This window comes from Actinomadura parmotrematis, assembly GCF_019458805.1.
Taxonomy (GTDB): Bacteria; Actinomycetota; Actinomycetes; order Streptosporangiales; family Streptosporangiaceae; genus Spirillospora; species Spirillospora parmotrematis.
In genome coordinates this window covers 25122-42650 of record NZ_JAIBOA010000016.1, presented here as the reverse complement: position 1 = coordinate 42650, position 17529 = coordinate 25122, and the positions used below count along the sequence as shown (strand labels likewise).

The window sequence follows — 17529 nt, the reverse complement described above, 5'->3', positions numbered from 1 at the left end:
GGAGGGCTACCCTCACACCATGACGAACCTCCCCGAAATGCGCGCCTCGGACGCCGACCGGGACCGCGTCGCGGCGGTCCTGCGGGACGCCGCCGGCGAGGGCCGGCTCGGCCTGGACGAGCTGGAGGACCGCCTGGAGGCGGTGTACGCCGCCCGCACCTACGCCGAGCTGGAGCCGATCACCGCGGACCTGCCGGTGGGCGCCGCGCCCGCCGCGGCCGCCGCGCCCCGCCCGGCGGGACCGGCCGGCGACCTGCCGTCCTGGTCGACCGGCGTCGGGGTGCTCGGCGAGTTCCACCGCACCGGCGAGTGGTCGGTGCCCGCGACCTTCACCGCGTTCGCCTTCTGGGGCGGCGGCAAGATCGACCTGCGGGACGCGCGGTTCCAGACCGGCGAGGTCCGCATCCGCGCCTTCGCCGTCATGGGCGGCATCGAGATCATCACCGCCGACGACCAGACCGTGCACGTCAAGGGCCTCGGCATCATGGGCGGCTTCCCGCACCACGCGAGCGGCCCGGGCGGCGCGGGCGCGCCGCGCGTCACCGTCACCGGCCTCGCCTTCTGGGGCGGTGTCGACACCAAGCGCAAGGCCCGCAAGGAGCGCAAGCGGCTGCGCGCCGAGGGCGCCTAACCGCCGCGCGGGTCGTCGGGGGCCAGCAGGGCGGCCTCGACGCGGCCCGGGTCGGGCCACCTGACGTCGTGCGCCCAGCCGAACCGCTCGAACAGGCCGATGAGGCGGGCGCTCGGGTCGGGCTGGCCGGGCAGGACGCCGTGGCGGGCGCAGGTCGGCTCGGCGTGGTGCCAGTTGTGCCAGCCCTCCCCGAAGGTCAGGTAGGCGACCCAGCGCACGTCCGACGAGCGGTCGCGGGTGGCGAAGTGCCGGTCGCCGAAGGTGTGCGCGATCGAGTTGACCGACCAGGTGACGTGGTGCACGACGGCGTAGCGGACCGCGCCCGCCCAGAACAGCGCCGTCCAGAAGCCCGCCCACGACCCGGCCCACAGGCCGCCCGCGGCGGCGGGCAGCAGGAACGAGGCGGCGGCCGTCAGCGGGTAGCAGGCGTCGGCGCGCCGGACGTCGGGGTCGGCGAGCAGGTCGGGCGCCCAGTGCCGGCGGTCGGAGCGGCGGCCGGCGGTGAAGAACCAGCCGACCTGGGCGTGCAGCAGCCCGCGCAGCAGCGCGGCGCCGCCGTCGCCGTACCGCCAGGGCGAGTGCGGATCGCCCGGCCGGTCGGCGTACTTGTGGTGGCGGCGGTGCTCGGCCGCCCACAGCGACACCGGCCCCTCCAGCGCCAGGCCCCCGGCGACGGCGAGCGCGGCGCGGAGCGGGCGGCCGCACTTGAAGGAGCGGTGCGTGAACAGCCGGTGGTAGCCGATGGTGATGCCGAAGATGCTGACGGCGTACATCACCGCGGCGAGCACCGCGTCCCGCGCGCCGAGCCCGCGCCCCCAGCAGACCGGGACCGCCGCGGCGAGCGCGGCGAACGGCAGCACGACCAGGGTGACGAGGTAGGCGCCGCGGCGGGCCGCGGTGACCGGCAGCGTCCCGCGGGGCGGCGGGGTCGGCGCGGTCTCGCGGGGCGGCGTCTCTGCGGTCATGGCCCGGCTCCTGTCTGCCGCCCGTCTCCGGGGCGCGGTGGTCGGGTCTCGATGGTCGGCGCGCGGACCCGGCCAGAAGTAGTGCCCCAGCAGTGACGTTCACATCACGCGATGGTCTGACTACTCATCGCAAAGGGGGAACTCGACACTCTCCGTGCCACATTGGTCACGGGAAGGCAGGACGGGTGACGGTCGGACGGGCGGGCGGTGGCGATGGCTGCGGACACGACGACGGGCGCGGGAACGGGCACCGGGACGGGCACGGGCGCGGGCGCCGCGACGGGCAGGACGGCGGGCGGGCACCTGGCGGCGCACGACGCGCTCGCCGCGTCCGATCCGGGCGGCGCCGCGCTGGCGCTGCTCGGGCTGCTGCGCACCGACTGGCGGGCGTTACTCGCCGAGCTGCGCGCCGCGCGGCCGGTCCTCGTCACGCCCGCCTTCACCCTCGTCACCCGGATGGCCGACGTGCGCGAGGTGCTGTCGCTGGAGCGGGTGTTCACCGTCGCCGACTACGCGCGCCGGCTCGACCCGGCGCTCGGCGGCCCCTGCGTCCTCACCCAGGACGCGACCCCGCTCAAGTGGCGCGAGCGCGGCCTCATGCAGGTCGCGCTCGCCCCCGAGGACGTCCCGCGCGTCCGGGCCGTCGCCGGGCGCGCCGCCGACGAGGCGCTCGACCGGGCCGCGCCCGCCGGCCGCGTGGACGTCGTGCAGGAGGTGTTCCGGCCCGCCGCGCTGCGCGTCTGCGCCGAGCACCTCGGCTTCGCCGGCCCCGACCCGGCCACGATGTCGCGCTGGTCGCGGGAGGTCATCGGCCACGCGACGGCCAACCCCCTCGACGACCCCGCCGTCCGCGACCGGGCCCTCGCGGCGGGCGGCGCGATGATGGAGCACCTGCACGCCCTCGTGGGCGCGCGCGGCGGCGGCCCGCCCGCCGACTCGGTCGCCGGGCGGCTGCTCGGCACCCGGCCGCCCGGCGGCGCCGCGATCGGCGACGACCGGCGCGCCGTCATCGTCGCGAGCCTGCTGCTCGGCTTCCTGGAGAACGCCGCCGGCTCGCTGGTCAACCTCGTCGGGCGGCTGCTCGCCCGGCCCGGCCTGCACGCCGAGGCGGCGGCCGCCGCCACCGACCCGCGCGCCTTCGAGCCCTACGTGTGGGAGGCGCTCCGCTTCGACCCCTTCCTCAAGGTCATCGCGCGGCGCAGCCGCGGCGACCACGTGCTGGCGGCGGGCACGCCCCGCGCCACCCTCGTCCCCGACGGCACGCTGGTGCTGGCGGTGGCGGCGTCGGCGATGTTCGACGCCGACGCGCTGCCCGCGCCCGAGGAGTTCCGCCTCGACCGGCCCCGCCACTCCTACCTGCACTTCGGCCTCGGCCACCACGACTGCGTCGGCGGCGACGTCGGCGCCGCCACCGTCGCCGAGACCGCCCGCCGCCTGCTGCTCCGCCCCGGCCTGCGGACGCTGCCGGGCGAGGACGTCGCCCGCGACCGCGGCGTCTTCCCCGACCGCTGGATCCTCGGCCTCGGCCGCCCCGGCGACGCCGACGGCGCGGAGGAGCACTGACATGGCCGCCGACACGACCGGTGCCACGGACGTCCCGGGCGGGCCGAAGGCGCGCAGCATCGCCACCGACGGCGCCCGCAACCGGCTGCTCTACCTGGCGATGACGCGCGGCGAGCGGTTCTGGCGGGGCGTCGAGCGCGTCCCGGCGGCGCGGCTGCGGCTGAACGCCGCCCTCATCGACCGCATGATCAACGAGGCGCCGCCGCGGCCCGAGCCGCTCAGCATGCTGGCGCCCTACACCTCCTGGGCCTCGCTCACCGACCGCACCTACAGCGGCCGCCACCTGCCGCCGCACGCGCCGCGCGAGGGCGCGCTGCCGAGCGTCGCGCGCGCCGCCGAGCTGTTCGCGCGCGAGCGCGACGACGACCTCTGCCCGCGCTCGACGGTGCTGTTCGCCTACTTCGCGCAGTGGTTCACCGACGGGTTCCTGCGCGGCGAGAGCACCGAGCCCCGCGACCCGCGCCGCTCCACCTCCAACCACCACATCGACCTCAACACCCTGTACGGGCTGACCCCCGCCGCGACGGCGCAGCTGCGCAGCTTCGAGGGCGGGCGGCTGAAGAGCCGCCTCCTCGACGGCGCCGAGTTCCCGCCCGCGCTCTGCTCCGGCGGCGAGATCAAGAAGGAGTTCTCCGAGCTCGGCGCCGTCCGCTTCGAGCGCCTCGACCGGGAGCGCCGGGACGCGCTGTTCGCGCTCGGCAGCGACCGCGGCAACGGGCAGCTCGGCTTCACGATGATGACGGTGCTGTTCCTGCGCGAGCACAACCGGGTGGCCGCGCTGCTGGCCGACCGGTACCCCCGCTGGGACGACGAGCGGCTGTTCCAGACCGCCCGCAACATCGTGACCCTGGTGGTGATCAAGCTCGTCCTCGAGGACTACATCAACCACATCACCCCCTACCACTTCCGGTTCCTGCTCGACCCGCGGCTGACCGCCCGGCTCCGCCGCGCCGCCTGGAACCGCGAGAACTGGGCCTCGTTCGAGTTCAACCTCGTCTACCGCTGGCACAGCCTGATCCCCTCGACGCTCACGGCCGGCGGCGCCGACCTGCCCCTCGCGCGGACCCTGTTCGCCTGCGACCTGCTCCCCTCGGTCGGCCTCGGGCAGCTCTTCGAGGAGGCGTCCGAGCAGCGCGCCGGGCGGATCGGGCTGTTCAACACCGACCCGCTGCTCCAGCCGGTCGACGCCGCGAGCATCGCCGACGCGCGCGCCGTCGGGCTCGCGCCCTACAACGCCTACCGGGAGCACTTCGGCTTCCCGCCGGTCTCCGGCTTCGCGCAGATCTCCGGCGACCCGAAGGTCGCGGGCGCGCTGCGCGAGCGCTACGCCTCGGCCGGCGACGTCGAGCTGTACGTGGGGCTGTTCGCCGAGCAGCCCGCGTCGCCGCGGGCGATCCTGCCGCCCCTCCTCACCAAGATCATCGCGATCGACGCGTTCTCCCAGGCGCTCACCAACCCGCTGCTCGCGCCGCGCGTCGCCACCGCCGCGACCTTCACCCCAGAAGGCATGGCGATCATCGGCGGCACCCGGACGCTGTCGCAGGTGCTGCACCGCAACGTCCCCGAGGACCCGCGCCCCCGCTTCGTCAGCCAGACCCGCCGGGGCGCCCCGTGACCGGCCCGCCGGCCCGCCCGGGGCGCCCGGGGCGCTCGGCCGAGGCGGCGCCGCTGCTGGCGGCCGCCGCCGAGCTGGCCGAGATGGCCGTGCGGGTCCGCGACCTCGGCGCCGCCGTCGCGGACGCGGCGGTCCGCCCCGGCCCGCCGGGCGCCGTCCGCCGCCGGCTGCTGCGCGCCGCCGCCGACCCCGGCGGTCTCGGCGTCACCCTGCCCGGCGAGCGGCTCGGCGCGCTCGGCGCCCGCGTCACCGGCATGGCGGGCGCGCGGAGCCTCGCCGTGCGGCTGCTCGCCGCGTCGCTGCGGCTGCGGATCGCCGCCGTCGTCCTCGACGAGCCCGACCTCGCGTCCGACCCGCTGCTCCGCCGCCTGCTGGAGCAGGTCGGCGAGGACCGCCTCGCCCGCGCCGCCGGGACGCTGCGGCTGCTGCTCCGCGAGCGCGGCGCGCTCGGCACCGTCTCGGCCATCGCGCCGATCTTCAGCGAGCTGCTCGCGCTCGGCGCGCTGCTCGACGCCAACCCGCTGAACGACCGCACCGCCTGGCTCATCGCGACCGGCACCGGCACCGCCAGCGCCGACCCGATCACCGGGATGAGCAACATGGCCGTCGCCGTCCTGGACCGCGGCACCGGCGCGGTGCGGCCCGAACCGCCCGCTCCCGGCGAGGCGGCGCGGCTCGCCGCCGAGGGGACGCTGCTGGGGTTCCTCGGCAACATCCGGCTCATCGGGTCCACCGGACGCATCCTCGTCCAGGACGTCACCGGCCCCGACGGCGCCGTCCGCCACGTCGTGCACGCCCCCGGCATGCGGCCCGGCCGCGCCGACAACGAGTCCCCGCAGGACCTGCTGGGCGCGTTCAGCAGCACCCTCATCGCCGACTCCCCCTACCGGCGGGCGCTCATCGGCGCGGTCGCCGAGCACGGCGTCCCCGCCGGCGCCGAGATCGCCCTCGTCGGGCACAGCGCGGGCGGCGCCGCCGTCATGAACGTCGCGCAGGACGCGGCGTTCTGCGCCCGCTACAAGGTCACCCACGTCGTCGCCGTCGGCGCGCCGATCGACTTCAAGACGCCCGCCGACCCGGCGACGTGGGTCGCGAGCGTCGCCGGCCGGCGCGACCTCATCCCCAGCCTGGACGGGCAGGGCGCCGGGAACTGCTTCGACCTGCACCCCGGCTGGTACGTGGTCGACTACGCCGGCTCCGGGACGCCGTTCCCCGCCTCGCACGCGATCGAGACCTACATCGCCGACCTCGCCGAGCGGCTGCCCGGCGAGCGCGCCCACATCGACGCGCGCCTCGCGCCCTACCGGGGGCCGGTGACGCGCAGCGCCGTCTACCGCATCTACGACCGGGCGCCCCGCCCCGACGGCCACCCCTTCCTCACCGTCCCGACACATCCGGCCCCCTGCGGGCGGGACACCGTCGAGCTGCCGGTCCGGTCGCCGTCCGCCGCGCTCTTCACGGCCCTGTTCGCCGCCGACCCGCGCGCGGCCCGGCGCCTGCTGGAGGGCACCGGCCTCACCCCGGTCACCGCCGGCGGCCGGTGCCTCGCCGTGCTGCACGCCGCCGCCCATCCCCGCTCCGGCATCGGCGCCCACCGGCGCATCGACCTCGGCATCGCGGTCCACGACCCGTGGGGGCCGCAGCGCGTCCTCGTCTGGCCCGACCTGCTGCGCCCGGTGGACGGCCGCCGCAGCGGCCTGCACGTCACCGCCTCGGTGGTCGACACCGCGGCCGCGCTGGGCGCCGCGCGCGACCTGTGGGGCCACCCCGCCGCGCTCGCCGACGTGGACGTCACCGTCGGGCGCGGCCGCGTCCGGCTGGGCGCCGCCGACGACGGCCACCGCCTGCTGGCGCTCCAGGGCGGCCTCGGCCCGTCCCTCCCCGTCCCCTCCCCCGACCTGCTGACCTACTCCTGGCGCGACGGCACGGCGCTGCGCACCGGCACCCACGTGCGGGGCCGGGCGCGCCTGCACCCCGCGCCCCGCGTCCGGCTGCGCGCGGCCGCCGCCCCGCACGCGGCGGCCGAGCAGCTACGCGCCCTCGGCCTGGACGGCGCCCGCCCGCTGCTCTGCCTCGCCGCCCCGTCCTGCCACGTCCGGACGGGCGCGGGCGTCCCCGTCCGCTTCACCTGACCCCTCCCCTCCGCATCGAGGAGCCGCCATGACCCCCTACGACCGCGCCCGCGACCTCGCCGAGGTGCTCGGCACCGGCACCGAGCGCCTGGAGCGGTACGCGGGGCGCCTGGAGGAACTCGTCCGCGAGCTCCAGGCCACCGAGGCGGCCGCGGCCTGGTTCGGCACCTCCGTCACCGACCTCGCCGCCCGCTGCCGCACCGCCGCGTCCCGCCTCCGCGCCGCCGCCGACCGGCTGCCCCCAGCGCCCTAGGACTGCCCGGCGGGCGGGGCCAGCTTGCTGCCCGGGTAGGGGCTGAGCAGCGTCTCGCGCCACGGGCCGTCCAGGAACTCGCGGGCCCGCTTCCGCCAGCTGAGCAGCCGGTGGTCGGGGGCGGCCTCGTCGTCCAGGCCGAGGGCGGCGTCGCGGGCGCGCTGGGTCTCCAGGTGGGCGTCGATGCCGGTGCCCCACAGCGTGACGACCTCGGTGTCGCAGAACTGCACCTCGTAGGAGCCGACGAGGCGGTGGCCGTGCTCGGCGAGCACCGGGGCCCGCTCGGTGCGCACCGCCTCCAGGTAGTCCAGGGCGGCGCCGGGCCGCACCTGCGCGCTCTCGAACAGGTAGAGGGGCGCGGCGTAGCCCTCGGCGAGCAGGTCGGCGATCGCGGGGCCGCCGGGCGCGGCGCCGAGCGGGCGGGAGAACGCGCCGTGCCGCAGGTCGTCGATGTCGGACAGGAACAGGTTGCGCTGCACGTCCTCGTAGATCTCCAGCATCTGCCGCCAGCCGCCGTCCCAGCCGCCGTGGCAGTCCCACAGGGTGACGACCTTGAACTGGGGGTGCCCGGTGATGCCGACGGCGTAGAAGGCGCCGACGAGGTCGATCTCGCGCGACCGGATGGACAGGCCCTCGGTGAGCTCGTGCGCGCCCGCGTCCAGCGCGTCGTCCTGCCGCTTGTAGGCGGTCAGCCAGCGCAGGTACTCCAGCGGCCTGCGCGAGTTCATCGGATGGAACTCGACCTCTTCCAGCAGGTAGATGCCTCGGCGCATGCGACCCTCCCAGAACCAAGCGGTTGCTTGCTCGGGACGATAGCAGCCGTGCCCCGGCCCGGCCACGCCCGAACTAGCAGCGGGACCGGGGCACGGGCGCCGCCGCCGGGGCGGCCGGTGCGCCGGAGGCCGATGGCAGCGGCGGCACCGGCAGGGGCGACTCGGCGTCCTCGTGCGGGCGGGGCCGGGGCGCGTACAGGTGGGCGCCGGTCCGCTGCGTGCGGCCGGGGTCGAGAGCGATGCGCGGGACGACGGCGCGGTCGCCGAACCGGTCGGTCACCCGGACGGTGAAGGGGCCGCCCCCCGGCCGCGAGCCGGTCGTCCAGTAGTTGTCCAGGCCGCGCCGCAGCGGCGCCCACCCGTCGCGGCCCTTGACCTCGACGCGGGCGAGGGGGTTGCCGTGGCCGGACACCAGCAGGCCGAGCCAGTCGCGCGACGAGCCGGGCTTCACCCGGAACGCCAGCGCCGGCGCCGGCAGCGGGTCGCGGACGCGGCGGTAGGCGACGGCGGCGACGCCGCGCGCCGTGCCGCCCGCCACCCGGCGGAAGGCGGCCTCGCTGAGGTCGATGCGGCCCTCGCCGCAGCCGCCGCAGCGGTCCACGACCATGGCGCGGACCCGGCCGCGCGGACCGCGGACGTCGATGAAGGAGCCGCACAGCCCGGCGGTGCCGAACTCGGCCGCCGACAGCGAGACGTAGTGGCCGCCGCGCAGCGGCGCCAGCGAGCAGAGCACCTCCGACCAGTCGCGGTGGAACACCGCCGAGCCCTCGACGGCGGGCGCGGCGGGCGCGCGTCCCGGCGGGACGGCGGCGCAGGCGCGGCTCTGCGCCTGCACCAGGCCGAACCCGAGCGCGCCGATGACGGCGACGGGCGCCACGGCCCAGAACAAGCGGTACCCCAGACGGCGCCGCGACGACGCGTGCATGCCTCTCCCCCGATCCGACCCCTTTCCGTAATCGCCCGGCCACCACGAGTGTTACAGGCGGCACCCATGTGACAGTCGGCGCGGTTCTGTTAAATTCCGAATCCCGTTCTATCCCCTGGAGGAACCGCCGATGAGCCTCTGGCACACCCCCGAGCGCACCGCGCTGCGCGCCCTGGTCCGCGAGTTCACCGCCCGCGAGATCGCGCCCCACGTGGCCGGGTGGGAGCGGGCCGGGGAGCTGCCCCGCGAGCTGCACGCCAGGGCCGCCGCCGCGGGCCTGCTCGGCGCCGGGTTCCCCGAGGAGGCGGGCGGGGGCGGCGGCGACCCGATCGACGCGCTGATCGTCGCCGAGGAGCTGATCCAGGCGGGCGGGTCGGGCGGCGTGGTCGCGTCCCTGTTCACCCACGGGATCGCGGTGCCGCACATCGTCGCCTCCGGCGACAAGGACCTCATCGACCGGTTCGCGCGGCCGGTGCTCGCCGGCGAGAAGATCGGCGCGCTCGGCGTCACCGAGCCCGGCACCGGCTCGGACGTCGCGGGCGTCCGCACGACGGCGGTGCGCGACGGCGACTCCTACGTCGTCAACGGCGCCAAGATGTTCATCACCTCGGGCGTGCGCGCCGACTTCGTCACCACCGCCGTCCGCACCGGCGAGCCCGGCTACGGCGGCATCTCGCTGCTCGTCGTGGAGAAGGGCGCGCCCGGCTTCACCGTCTCGCGCGCCCTCGACAAGATGGGCTGGCTCTGCTCCGACACCGCCGAGCTGTCCTTCGACGACGTCCGCGTCCCCGCCGCGAACCTCGTCGGCCCCGAGAACAGCGGCTTCCTGCAGATCGTGCAGAACTTCGTCGCCGAGCGCCTGTCGCTCGCCGTCCAGGCGTACGCGACGGCGCAGCGCTGCCTGGACCTCACCCTGGAGTACGTCAAGGTCCGCGAGACGTTCGGCCGCCCGCTGTCCTCGCGCCAGCTCGTCCGCCACAAGATCGCCGAGATGGCCCGCCAGGTGGACGTCGCCCGCACCTACACCCAGCGGACCGCCGAGCGGTACGTGGCCGGCGAGGACGTCCTGACCGAGACCGCCCACGCCAAGAACACCGCCGTCCAGGCCGTCGAGCACGTCGTCAACGAGGCCGTCCAGCTGCACGGCGGCATGGGCTACATGCGCGAGTCGGAGGTCGAGCGCCACTACCGCGACGCCCGCATCCTCGGCATCGGCGGCGGCACCACCGAGATCATGAACGAGATCGTCGCCAAGCAGCTCGGCCTGTAGCCCCGCTCCGGCCCCGCACCCGCCCCGCCGGCAGGCGGTATGACGATATGTACTGGCGGCGATACCTGGCGTATCATCCAGCCAGGACGGTGACCCAGGTCACTTCTCGGGAACCCGGTGGCGTCACCCTCATCCTGCTTCGAGGAGGACCCCCCATGCTCCACCCCCACCAGGCCGCCCGCATCCGGGCCCGCGGCCGCGCCGTCACCGCGTCGCTCCTGCTGGCGGGCGGCCTGCTGCCACTGATCGCGGCCCCGCCCGCGTCGGCGCGGCTCGCCGACGTCACCTGCCCGGCCGGCAACCAGACCGTGTCGTTCTCGCCGGGCGTCAAGACCGCCCCGCAGACGGTCACCGTCACCTACAACGCCGCGCTCGGCGTGTGCGCGTCGCTCTCGCAGCCGAGCATCACCAGCGGCACCAGCGGCGGCACCGTGACCGTGACGCTGTCGTGCGCCGACCTGCTGAGCACCACCACCGGCACACAGGTCTTCACCTGGAACACCGGCCAGTCCAGCACGCTGGCGTTCACGCGCACCGTCACCAACGTCAACGGGCAGACCGTCATCACCCTGCGCGGCAAGATCAGCGCGGGCCTGTTCACCGGGAGGACCGCCGTCTTCACCGTCGTGGAGCCCGTCCTCGACCTCACCGCCTGCCAGACGGCCGCCGGCCTCACCAGCCAGGCCGGCGTGACCACCCTGCTCATCACCTGACCGCCTTTCGGCGGGCGGCCCGCCGGAAGGCGCCACGACGCCGAACGCGCGCGGGGGCGCATCCGATCGATTACGATGAGTGACCACAGTTCGGCCGGTGGAGACGCCCCACGCCCGGCTGGACGCGGACGGTGACGCCGGCACGGCGCAGCACCGCAATTCTCACCTCCCCGACCGCGGGTCCCCGCGCACGGCTCCCGGCGTACGGTCCGGCACGGGCGGCTCGGGTGGATGAACAGAGAAGAGGATCGCCGATGGCGAGAGTGCGGGTGAACGCACGCCTGGTGCGGCGCGAGGCGCCGGGGCACGCGGCGGGGGTGCGGCTGGCCCTGTACCAGGGCGCCGGTCCCGTCGGCACGCCGGACGCCGTGGAGGCCAACCTGGCGCGCCTGCGCGAGGTCGCCGAACTGGCCGCCGCGCACGGGGCGCACCTGTGCGTCTTCCCCGAGAAGTTCACCACCGGATACGCGATCGGTGTCGAGCAGCGCGACGAGCTGGCCGAGCACCACGACGGGCCGAGCGTGGACGCCGCCCGCCACGCCGCCAAGACCCACGGCCTGACCCTCGTCCTGCCCTATCCCGAGCGCAGCGGCCGCAGGTTCTACGACAGCATCGCGGTGGCCGGTCCCTCCGGGACGCTCCTCGCCAACTACCGCAAGACCCACCTGTACGGGGCGGCCGAGCGCCGCAACTACTCCTTCGGCGAGGAGCTGCCGCCCGTCGTGCCGGTCAACGGCGTCAAGGTCGGGGTGCTCAACTGCTACGAGTGCGAGTTCCCGCCGCTGTACCAATACCTGGCCGCCCAGGGCGCGAAGGTCGTCGTGGGGCCCACCGCCGCCGACTATCACTACCCGCTGGCCGACGGCCGCCGGACGCTGGTCCCCTACCCCGACGCGACCCGGCACATCATCCCGGCGATGGCGTGCGTCTGGCGGTTGTTCGTGGCCTACGCCAACCGGCGCGGCTGGGAGGACACCGCCGCCGGCTCCTGGCAGTACCGCGGCAACTCCGGCATCTGGGGCCCCGACGGCGAGGCGGTGCTGGCCGCGGGCGACGACGACCGCGCCGACGACACGCTGCTGATCGCCGACTGCGTACCCGCCGCGATCCCCGCCTTCAGCCCCGAAGGGGACCACCGCGCCGACAACCGCCTCGACCTCGTGCCCGTCCTGCGCAGGCCCGTGTGACGGCGGGCGTCACCGTCGCCGGCGCGGTCCCGCCCGCGCGCGGCGGCGAACGCGGCGCCGCCGCGGCCGCGCGCCGGGTGCTGGCGCACCTGGCCGCGGAAGGCGATCCGCGCCGCAACCTGGGGACCTTCTCCACCACCTGGGCCGAGCCCGAGGCGCTCGACCTCATCGCCGCCCACCTGGACCGCAACCTGGTCAACCGCGCCGAGTACCACCGCACCGCCGACCTGGCGCGCACCGCCGCGGCCGAGCTGTCGGCGTGGTGGCACGGCCCGGCCGAGCCCGTCGGCGGCCCGGTCGGCGGCTCCAGCGAGGCGGCGGTGCTGGCCGGCCTCGCCCTGCTCGGCCGGCGCTCCTCCGCGACCCCGAACCTGGTGTTCGGCGCGGGCGCGCACTCCTGCTGGCCCCGGTTCTGCCACCTGTTCGGCGTCCGCCCGCGCGTCCTGCCCTCGCTCCCGGACGGCCGCACCCTGGACGCCGAGCAGGCCGCCGCGGCCTGCGACCGCGACACCATCGGCGTCGTCGCGGTGCTGGGCTCCACCGACCACGGCCGCTACGACGACGTGGCCGCCCTGGCCGCCGCCCTCGACGGCCTGCGGCAGCGCAGCGGCCTGGACGTCCCCGTCCACGTCGACGCCGCGTCCGGCGGCTACGTCGCCCCGTTCCTGCAACCCGGCCTGGTGTGGGACTTCAGGCTGGAACGCGTGGTGTCCGTCAACACCTCGGCCCACAAGTTCGGTCTGGCGTTCCCCGCGCTCGGCTGGATCCTGTGGCGGCACCCCGACCTGCGCCCTCGCTGCCTGGACCGGCACTCGCCCTACATCGGCGGGGGCGTCGACACCTGGGCCCTGACCTTCTCCCAGTCGCCGGCGCCCGTCGTCCACCTGGCCTACAACCGCGAACGCCACGGGCCTAGCGGCTACCGCGCCGTCCATGCCGCCTGCGTCGCCACCGCCCGGCACGTGGCCGGCACCATCGCCGGCCTCGGTCCCTACACCGTTACCGCCGGCGCCCCCGAACTGCCCGTCGTGTCCTTCACCGGCCCCGACAGCGCCATGCGCACCCTCGGCGGGCACCTCACCGCCCGCGGCTGGCGCATCCCCGTCTACCGCCCGCAACCGGACGGGCCCCTGACCGGCCGCATCGTCATCCGCCACGGCACCACGCCCGAACTCGCCCACGCCTTGCACACCGACCTGGCGGCCGTCCCCCGGAGCCCGGGTACGCGGCGGAGGCCATGACCTCGACCGGCACCAGGATCAGGGCGGAAGGCCACGCCCGCCGGGCGCGCCCGGGCGCCGCAGTGGGGTGCGGCGCCCGGGACGGCGGGGGTCAGCCGAGGGGGTTGGAGCAGTTGATGGGCCAGTACGGGCCCCAGATGTCCAGGGAGTTCAGGACGAACTTGACCATCACCGGGTCGAAGTTGATGCCGACGTGGGCGTTGGTGTCGCTCGCGCACTTGTCCTGGAGCAGCACGTTCTGGGCGTTGGCGCCGTTCAGGAACGCCGAGGTGTAGGGCGTGACGACCTCGTCGTACTTGGTCGCGAGCACGATGTAGGTCGGGCCGGCGACGGTGTCGCCGCCGGCGTTGAGGTCGGCGAGGAAGGACGAGCCGACGATCTGCTGGCCGGCGGACGGGGCGGCCTTCACCACGGCCTGGGTGATGCCGAGCAGGCTGCCGAGGGCGGCGAGGCCGCTCGCGGTGGTGCCGTGGTTGGACGGCACGATCCCGACCAGCTTGTTGACCTTGGACGCGCCGCCGAGGTTCTTGATGTAGTAGCGCGGCATCATGCCGCCCTGGGAGTGCCCGACCATGTCGACCTTGCTCGCCTTGGTCGCGGTGAGGACGCGGTCGACGAACGCCGACAGCTGCCCGGCCGACGTCGGGATGTCGGCGGTGCCCTGGATCGGCGCGTCCTGGGCGCCGCCGTAGTTGAGCGCGAAGACGCAGTAGCCGGCCTTCTTCAGCTGCGGCGACAGGGTCTGCCAGTTGAAGGCCATGTTCTCGAAGGTGCCGTGGACCAGGACGACCGGGCGCGGGTGCAGGAACGAGGGCTTGCAGTTCCAGTCGTTGGCCCCGGCGGGCGAGGTCTCGGCGTGGGCGGCGGTGGCGGCGAGCGCGGTCAGCCCGAGCGCGGTGGGCAGGACCGCCGCGGCCGCGGCCCAGGAACGGAGACGCCTGAGACGCATGGGACTCTCCCTTGCACAGAGCACGGCGCGCCGGCGCCGCGGCCCTGTCGGGGACGCGGCGCGGAGCCGCCGTACGGGGTGGGCACGGGCCTGGCGGGCCGCTGCCGCGGCCCGCTGTTCCGTGAGGTGTCAATAACGTAGGACCGCGCCCGGACCCCGTCTTGTCCGCCGGAAACCGACTTGTGCCCGGATGATTGTTACCTGGGTCACAAGACGGCGCGCCGTCAAGGCGTCACGCCTGGACGACGGCGCCCCCGGCGAGGAGCTCGCCCGCGTCCTCGAAGCCGAGGGATTCCAGCACCTCGCGGCTCTGCCCGCCCGGCAGGACGGGGACGCCGTCGGTGGCGCCCGGCGTGCGGGAGAAGCGCGGCGCGGGCGCGGGCTGGCGGTGCCCGGCGGCCTCGACGAACACCTCGCGCTCGGTGTTGTAGGGGTGCGCGGCGGCCTCCTCCAGGGACAGGACGGGCGCCACGCACGCGTCGCCGGGCAGGAACGCCTCGGCCCACTCGTCGCGGGTGCGCGCCTTGAACGCCGCGGCGAACCGCTCGCGCAGCTCCGGCCAGCGCGCCTGCTCGTGCTGGGCGGGCAGGCTCTCGTCGCCGTCCAGCTCCAGCCCGCGCAGCAGCTCGGCGTAGAACTGCGGCTCGATCGCGCCGACGGCGACGTGCTTCCCGTCCGCGGTCTCGTACACGTCGTACCAGGGGGCGCCGGAGTCGAGCATGTTGACGCCGCGCTCGTCGCGCCACATGCCGCCGGCCAGGAAGCCGTGGATGAACGTCGACAGGTGCGCGGTGCCGTCGACGATGGCGGCGTCGACGACCTGCCCCCTGCCACTGGTCTTGGATTCCAGCAGCGCGGCGAGCACGCCGACGATCAGGTACATGCTGCCGCCGGCGAAGTCGCCGAGCAGGTTCATCGGGATCTGCGGCGGGCCGCCCGCGCGGCCGATCGCGTGCAGCGCGCCGGTGACGGCGATGTAGCCGACGTCGTGGCCGGCGCTCTGGGACAGGGCGCCCTGCTGGCCCCAGCCGGTCATCCGGCCGTAGACGAGGCGCGGGTTGCGGGCCAGGACGTCGTCGGGGCCGAGGCCGAGGCGCTCGGTCACGCCGGGCCGGAAGCCCTCCAGCAGCACGTCGGACTTCGCGGCGAGGCGGAGCACGACCTCCTTGCCCGCCGGGCTCTTCAGGTCGATGGCGATCGACCGCTTGCCGCGGTTGGTGAAGTCGGTGCCGCCGGTGGTCCCCCGACCGGCCGCCGACGCCCGGTCCACCCGGATCACCTCGGCGCCGAGGTCGGCCAGCAGCATCGCGGCGAACGGCCCCGGGCCGATCCCGGCCAGCTCGATCACCCGCACGCCCGACAGCGGACCCTTGCCCATACCGCGACCCCTCTCGCAACCTGCCCACCCGATGGTGAACCGGGTTCGGTCCACCCCCAGTGTGCCCGATCGCGGTAAGCGCGCGCTGACCGGCCCGCCCCCGGGGAGGAGGGCGGGCCGGAAGCGCGCGGGGCAGGGGGGCCGGGTCAGGAGCGCGCCTGGAACACCGGCATGAGCTGCCCGTGGTAGTTGCCGCCGGTCAGCAGCACCCGGCCGGACGGGGGACGCGCGCCGGCCGGTCCGCGCGCGGTCAGGAAGCCGTCCTTGACGGCGGGCCGCTCGAACGGTCCGTCGGCGTACAGCGTCGTCACGCGGCGGCTCGCGGCGGCCAGGTACCACCAGCGCCCGGCCGGGGAGCGCCACCATCCGCCGCTCACGACGTCGCGCTGCAGGCGCGAGCAGTCCCAGGTGTCGGTGTGCGCGCCGGTGAGGACGGCGCCGCGGTCGTCCAGCAGGGTCGCGTAGGTGGCGCTGCGGCCGTTGTCGTAGGCGTAGCGGGTGCACACCCAGTGGCCCTTGCCGCCCTTGTCGGGCAGCGCGCCGGACCAGAACTCCCACGCCGTCGCCGACTCGACGTCGCCGCGGCCCGCGCGGTCCAGCGCGGCGGGACCGGCCGGGGTGCAGCCGAGCCGCCCCCACAGCGCGAAGCCCTGCGGCATCGCCTCGGGCGCCCCGTCGATCTGGTGGGGGCCGAGGCGGCGCACCGGGGCGGGCGGCGGCGGCTGGTACATCAGGTTCGCCGCCGACAGCCGCCCGAGGTCGGCCATCGTGTACGGGCGGCCGTGCGCGATCTCGGGCTGCTGGAGCTCCAGCACCGGGCCGCGCCAGCAGCCGGCGCCGGCCGCCGCGCCGACGGGGGCGGTCACGCCGTCGCGGACCGGGACGTCGGCCCAGCGCGCCTCGCCGTCGCCGAGCGGCGCGGCCTTGACGCCGGTCACCCACGGCGGCAGCAGGTAGCGGCCGGGCGCCAGCTTCAGCGGGCTCGCCCCGCCGGGCAGGATCCGGCCCTCGGGGAAGACCTCCAGCGTCCGCTTGCCGCGCTCGCCGGGCAGGGCGGTGTAGCGGGCGACGCGCTCGTCGTCGTGCAGCAGCGCGACGCGGCGGCCGTCGACGGTCCCCGCGTAGAGCAGCTGCGGGCGGCCGCTCGGCGGCGCGGTGCCGGTGCCGTCGTAGGAGACGGCGCGCTCGCCGCCGTTCCAGGCGCGCAGCGCCTCCTTCGCCAGGCCGCCGTCGCCGGCGAGGTCGCCGCGCGGGTTCCACGCCTCCAGGCCGAGGCGGGTCGTGCGCCGCCAGAGCCCCGCCGGGGCCTCGGTCACCGCCTCGGGACGGCCGCCGAGGAACGCCGCCTGCGCGCCGCTGCGGGCGGCGCCGAGACCGCCGGCGGCGACCACGGCGCCGCCGCCGACCAGCACGGCGGCCGCGGCGACGAGCGCGGCGGGCCGCCGGGGGCGCGCCGCCCGCCCGTACAGCCGGGCGATCGTCGGATCGAGCGCCGGGCGGGCGAGCAGGGCGCGCCGCTCGTCCGGCGAGGTCCCCTCGTCCAGGGCCGCGGCCTCGGCGAGCGCGACCTCGGCGTCGGCGACGCCGATCGCCGCGAGGCGGGCGCGCACCTGGTCGTCCGGCAGCCCCTCGACGCCGTGCAGCACGTACGCGGCGCGCGCGCCCGCCGACAGGCCGCCGAGGGCGCCGGTCAGCTCCAGGTCGTCGCCGCTGGCGGCGGCGGGCCGGGCGCGCAGCCAGGGGCCGAGCCGGGGCCCGGGACGGCCGGGGCCGCGCATCGCCCGCCGCAGCACCCGGTCGCGCAGCTCGGCGTAGAGCCGGTCGGCGTCGCCGGAGCGCCGCGTCCGGCTGCGGTGGACGATCCAGTGCGCGGCCGCCAGCCGGTCCGACTGCTCCATGCCGCCGGGAAGAACGAGATAAGCCATTCGGACAAG

The 17529-nt window shown here is 76.2% G+C and carries 15 protein-coding genes; 9 read left to right on the top strand and 6 right to left on the bottom strand.

The features are described from left to right. Positions 1 to 19: 19 nt before the first annotated feature. Positions 20 to 631, top strand: a complete 612-nt coding sequence (locus tag K1Y72_RS23845) for a DUF1707 SHOCT-like domain-containing protein (RefSeq protein ID WP_258573490.1) — start codon at positions 20 to 22, stop codon at positions 629 to 631. Here the strand turns inward: K1Y72_RS23845 and K1Y72_RS23840 are convergent. Then, on the bottom strand, positions 628 to 1596 hold the full coding sequence (locus K1Y72_RS23840; RefSeq protein ID WP_220168662.1) for an acyl-CoA desaturase: 969 nt from the start codon (positions 1594 to 1596) through the stop codon (positions 628 to 630). The two genes, K1Y72_RS23845 and K1Y72_RS23840, sit on opposite strands and share 4 nt — an antisense overlap. Before the next feature lie 213 nt (positions 1597 to 1809). On the opposite strand from K1Y72_RS23840, the gene K1Y72_RS23835 reads away from it, so the two are divergent. From K1Y72_RS23835 to K1Y72_RS23820, 4 genes are read left to right on the top strand one after another with little or no spacing between them, the layout of a single operon-like run. Next, a complete protein-coding gene (locus tag K1Y72_RS23835) occupies positions 1810 to 3159 on the top strand; it encodes a cytochrome P450 (protein WP_258573488.1) in 1350 nt (449 codons plus the stop codon). Position 3160: 1 nt separating this feature from the next. Beyond that, a complete protein-coding gene (locus K1Y72_RS23830) occupies positions 3161 to 4774 on the top strand; it encodes a peroxidase family protein (RefSeq protein WP_220168661.1) in 1614 nt (537 codons plus the stop codon). After that, the gene (locus K1Y72_RS23825) at positions 4771 to 6906 is read left to right on the top strand and encodes an acetoacetate decarboxylase family protein (RefSeq protein ID WP_308287201.1); all 2136 of its coding nucleotides are present in this window, start codon (positions 4771 to 4773) and stop codon (positions 6904 to 6906) included. The genes K1Y72_RS23830 and K1Y72_RS23825 overlap by 4 nt, the downstream gene beginning before the upstream one ends. Before the next feature lie 28 nt (positions 6907 to 6934). Further along, positions 6935 to 7159, top strand: a complete 225-nt coding sequence (locus K1Y72_RS23820; protein WP_220168660.1) for a hypothetical protein — start codon at positions 6935 to 6937, stop codon at positions 7157 to 7159. On the opposite strand, the gene K1Y72_RS23815 is transcribed toward K1Y72_RS23820, so the two are convergent. Together K1Y72_RS23815 and K1Y72_RS23810 are read right to left on the bottom strand one after the other, a co-directional pair. Beyond that, positions 7156 to 7932: a hypothetical protein gene (locus tag K1Y72_RS23815; RefSeq protein WP_220168659.1), complete on the bottom strand. Its 777-nt coding sequence runs from the start codon at positions 7930 to 7932 to the stop codon at positions 7156 to 7158. The genes K1Y72_RS23820 and K1Y72_RS23815 overlap by 4 nt on opposite strands. Positions 7933 to 8005: 73 nt before the next feature. Next, positions 8006 to 8821, bottom strand: coding sequence for an expansin EXLX1 family cellulose-binding protein (locus K1Y72_RS23810; protein WP_220168658.1), 816 nt, complete (start codon positions 8819 to 8821; stop codon positions 8006 to 8008). A gap of 166 nt (positions 8822 to 8987) precedes the next feature. On the opposite strand from K1Y72_RS23810, the gene K1Y72_RS23805 reads away from it, so the two are divergent. The 4 genes from K1Y72_RS23805 to K1Y72_RS23790 all read left to right on the top strand — a co-directional run bounded on the left by K1Y72_RS23805 (position 8988) and on the right by K1Y72_RS23790 (position 13268). After that, on the top strand, positions 8988 to 10127 hold the full coding sequence (locus K1Y72_RS23805) for an acyl-CoA dehydrogenase family protein (protein WP_220168657.1): 1140 nt from the start codon (positions 8988 to 8990) through the stop codon (positions 10125 to 10127). Positions 10128 to 10282: 155 nt separating this feature from the next. After that, entirely contained in the window at positions 10283 to 10840 is a 558-nt protein-coding gene (locus tag K1Y72_RS23800; RefSeq protein ID WP_220168656.1) for a hypothetical protein, read from the top strand. A gap of 254 nt (positions 10841 to 11094) precedes the next feature. Continuing rightward, a complete protein-coding gene (locus K1Y72_RS23795; RefSeq protein WP_220168655.1) occupies positions 11095 to 12027 on the top strand; it encodes a nitrilase-related carbon-nitrogen hydrolase in 933 nt (310 codons plus the stop codon). Beyond that, positions 12024 to 13268: a pyridoxal phosphate-dependent decarboxylase family protein gene (locus K1Y72_RS23790; protein WP_220168654.1), complete on the top strand. Its 1245-nt coding sequence runs from the start codon at positions 12024 to 12026 to the stop codon at positions 13266 to 13268. The genes K1Y72_RS23795 and K1Y72_RS23790 overlap by 4 nt, the downstream gene beginning before the upstream one ends. A 91-nt stretch (positions 13269 to 13359) precedes the next feature. On the opposite strand, the gene K1Y72_RS23785 is transcribed toward K1Y72_RS23790, so the two are convergent. The 3 genes from K1Y72_RS23785 to K1Y72_RS23775 form a co-directional block, all read right to left on the bottom strand. Then, a complete protein-coding gene (locus tag K1Y72_RS23785; protein WP_220168653.1) occupies positions 13360 to 14217 on the bottom strand; it encodes an esterase/lipase family protein in 858 nt (285 codons plus the stop codon). A gap of 232 nt (positions 14218 to 14449) precedes the next feature. After that, positions 14450 to 15595: a CaiB/BaiF CoA transferase family protein gene (locus K1Y72_RS23780; RefSeq protein WP_220168652.1), complete on the bottom strand. Its 1146-nt coding sequence runs from the start codon at positions 15593 to 15595 to the stop codon at positions 14450 to 14452. Between the two features lie 146 nt (positions 15596 to 15741). Further along, positions 15742 to 17520 carry a hypothetical protein gene (locus K1Y72_RS23775; protein WP_220168651.1) on the bottom strand — a complete coding sequence of 593 codons (1779 nt, stop codon included), beginning with the start codon at positions 17518 to 17520 and terminating at the stop codon, positions 15742 to 15744. Between the last annotated feature and the right edge of the window lie 9 nt (positions 17521 to 17529).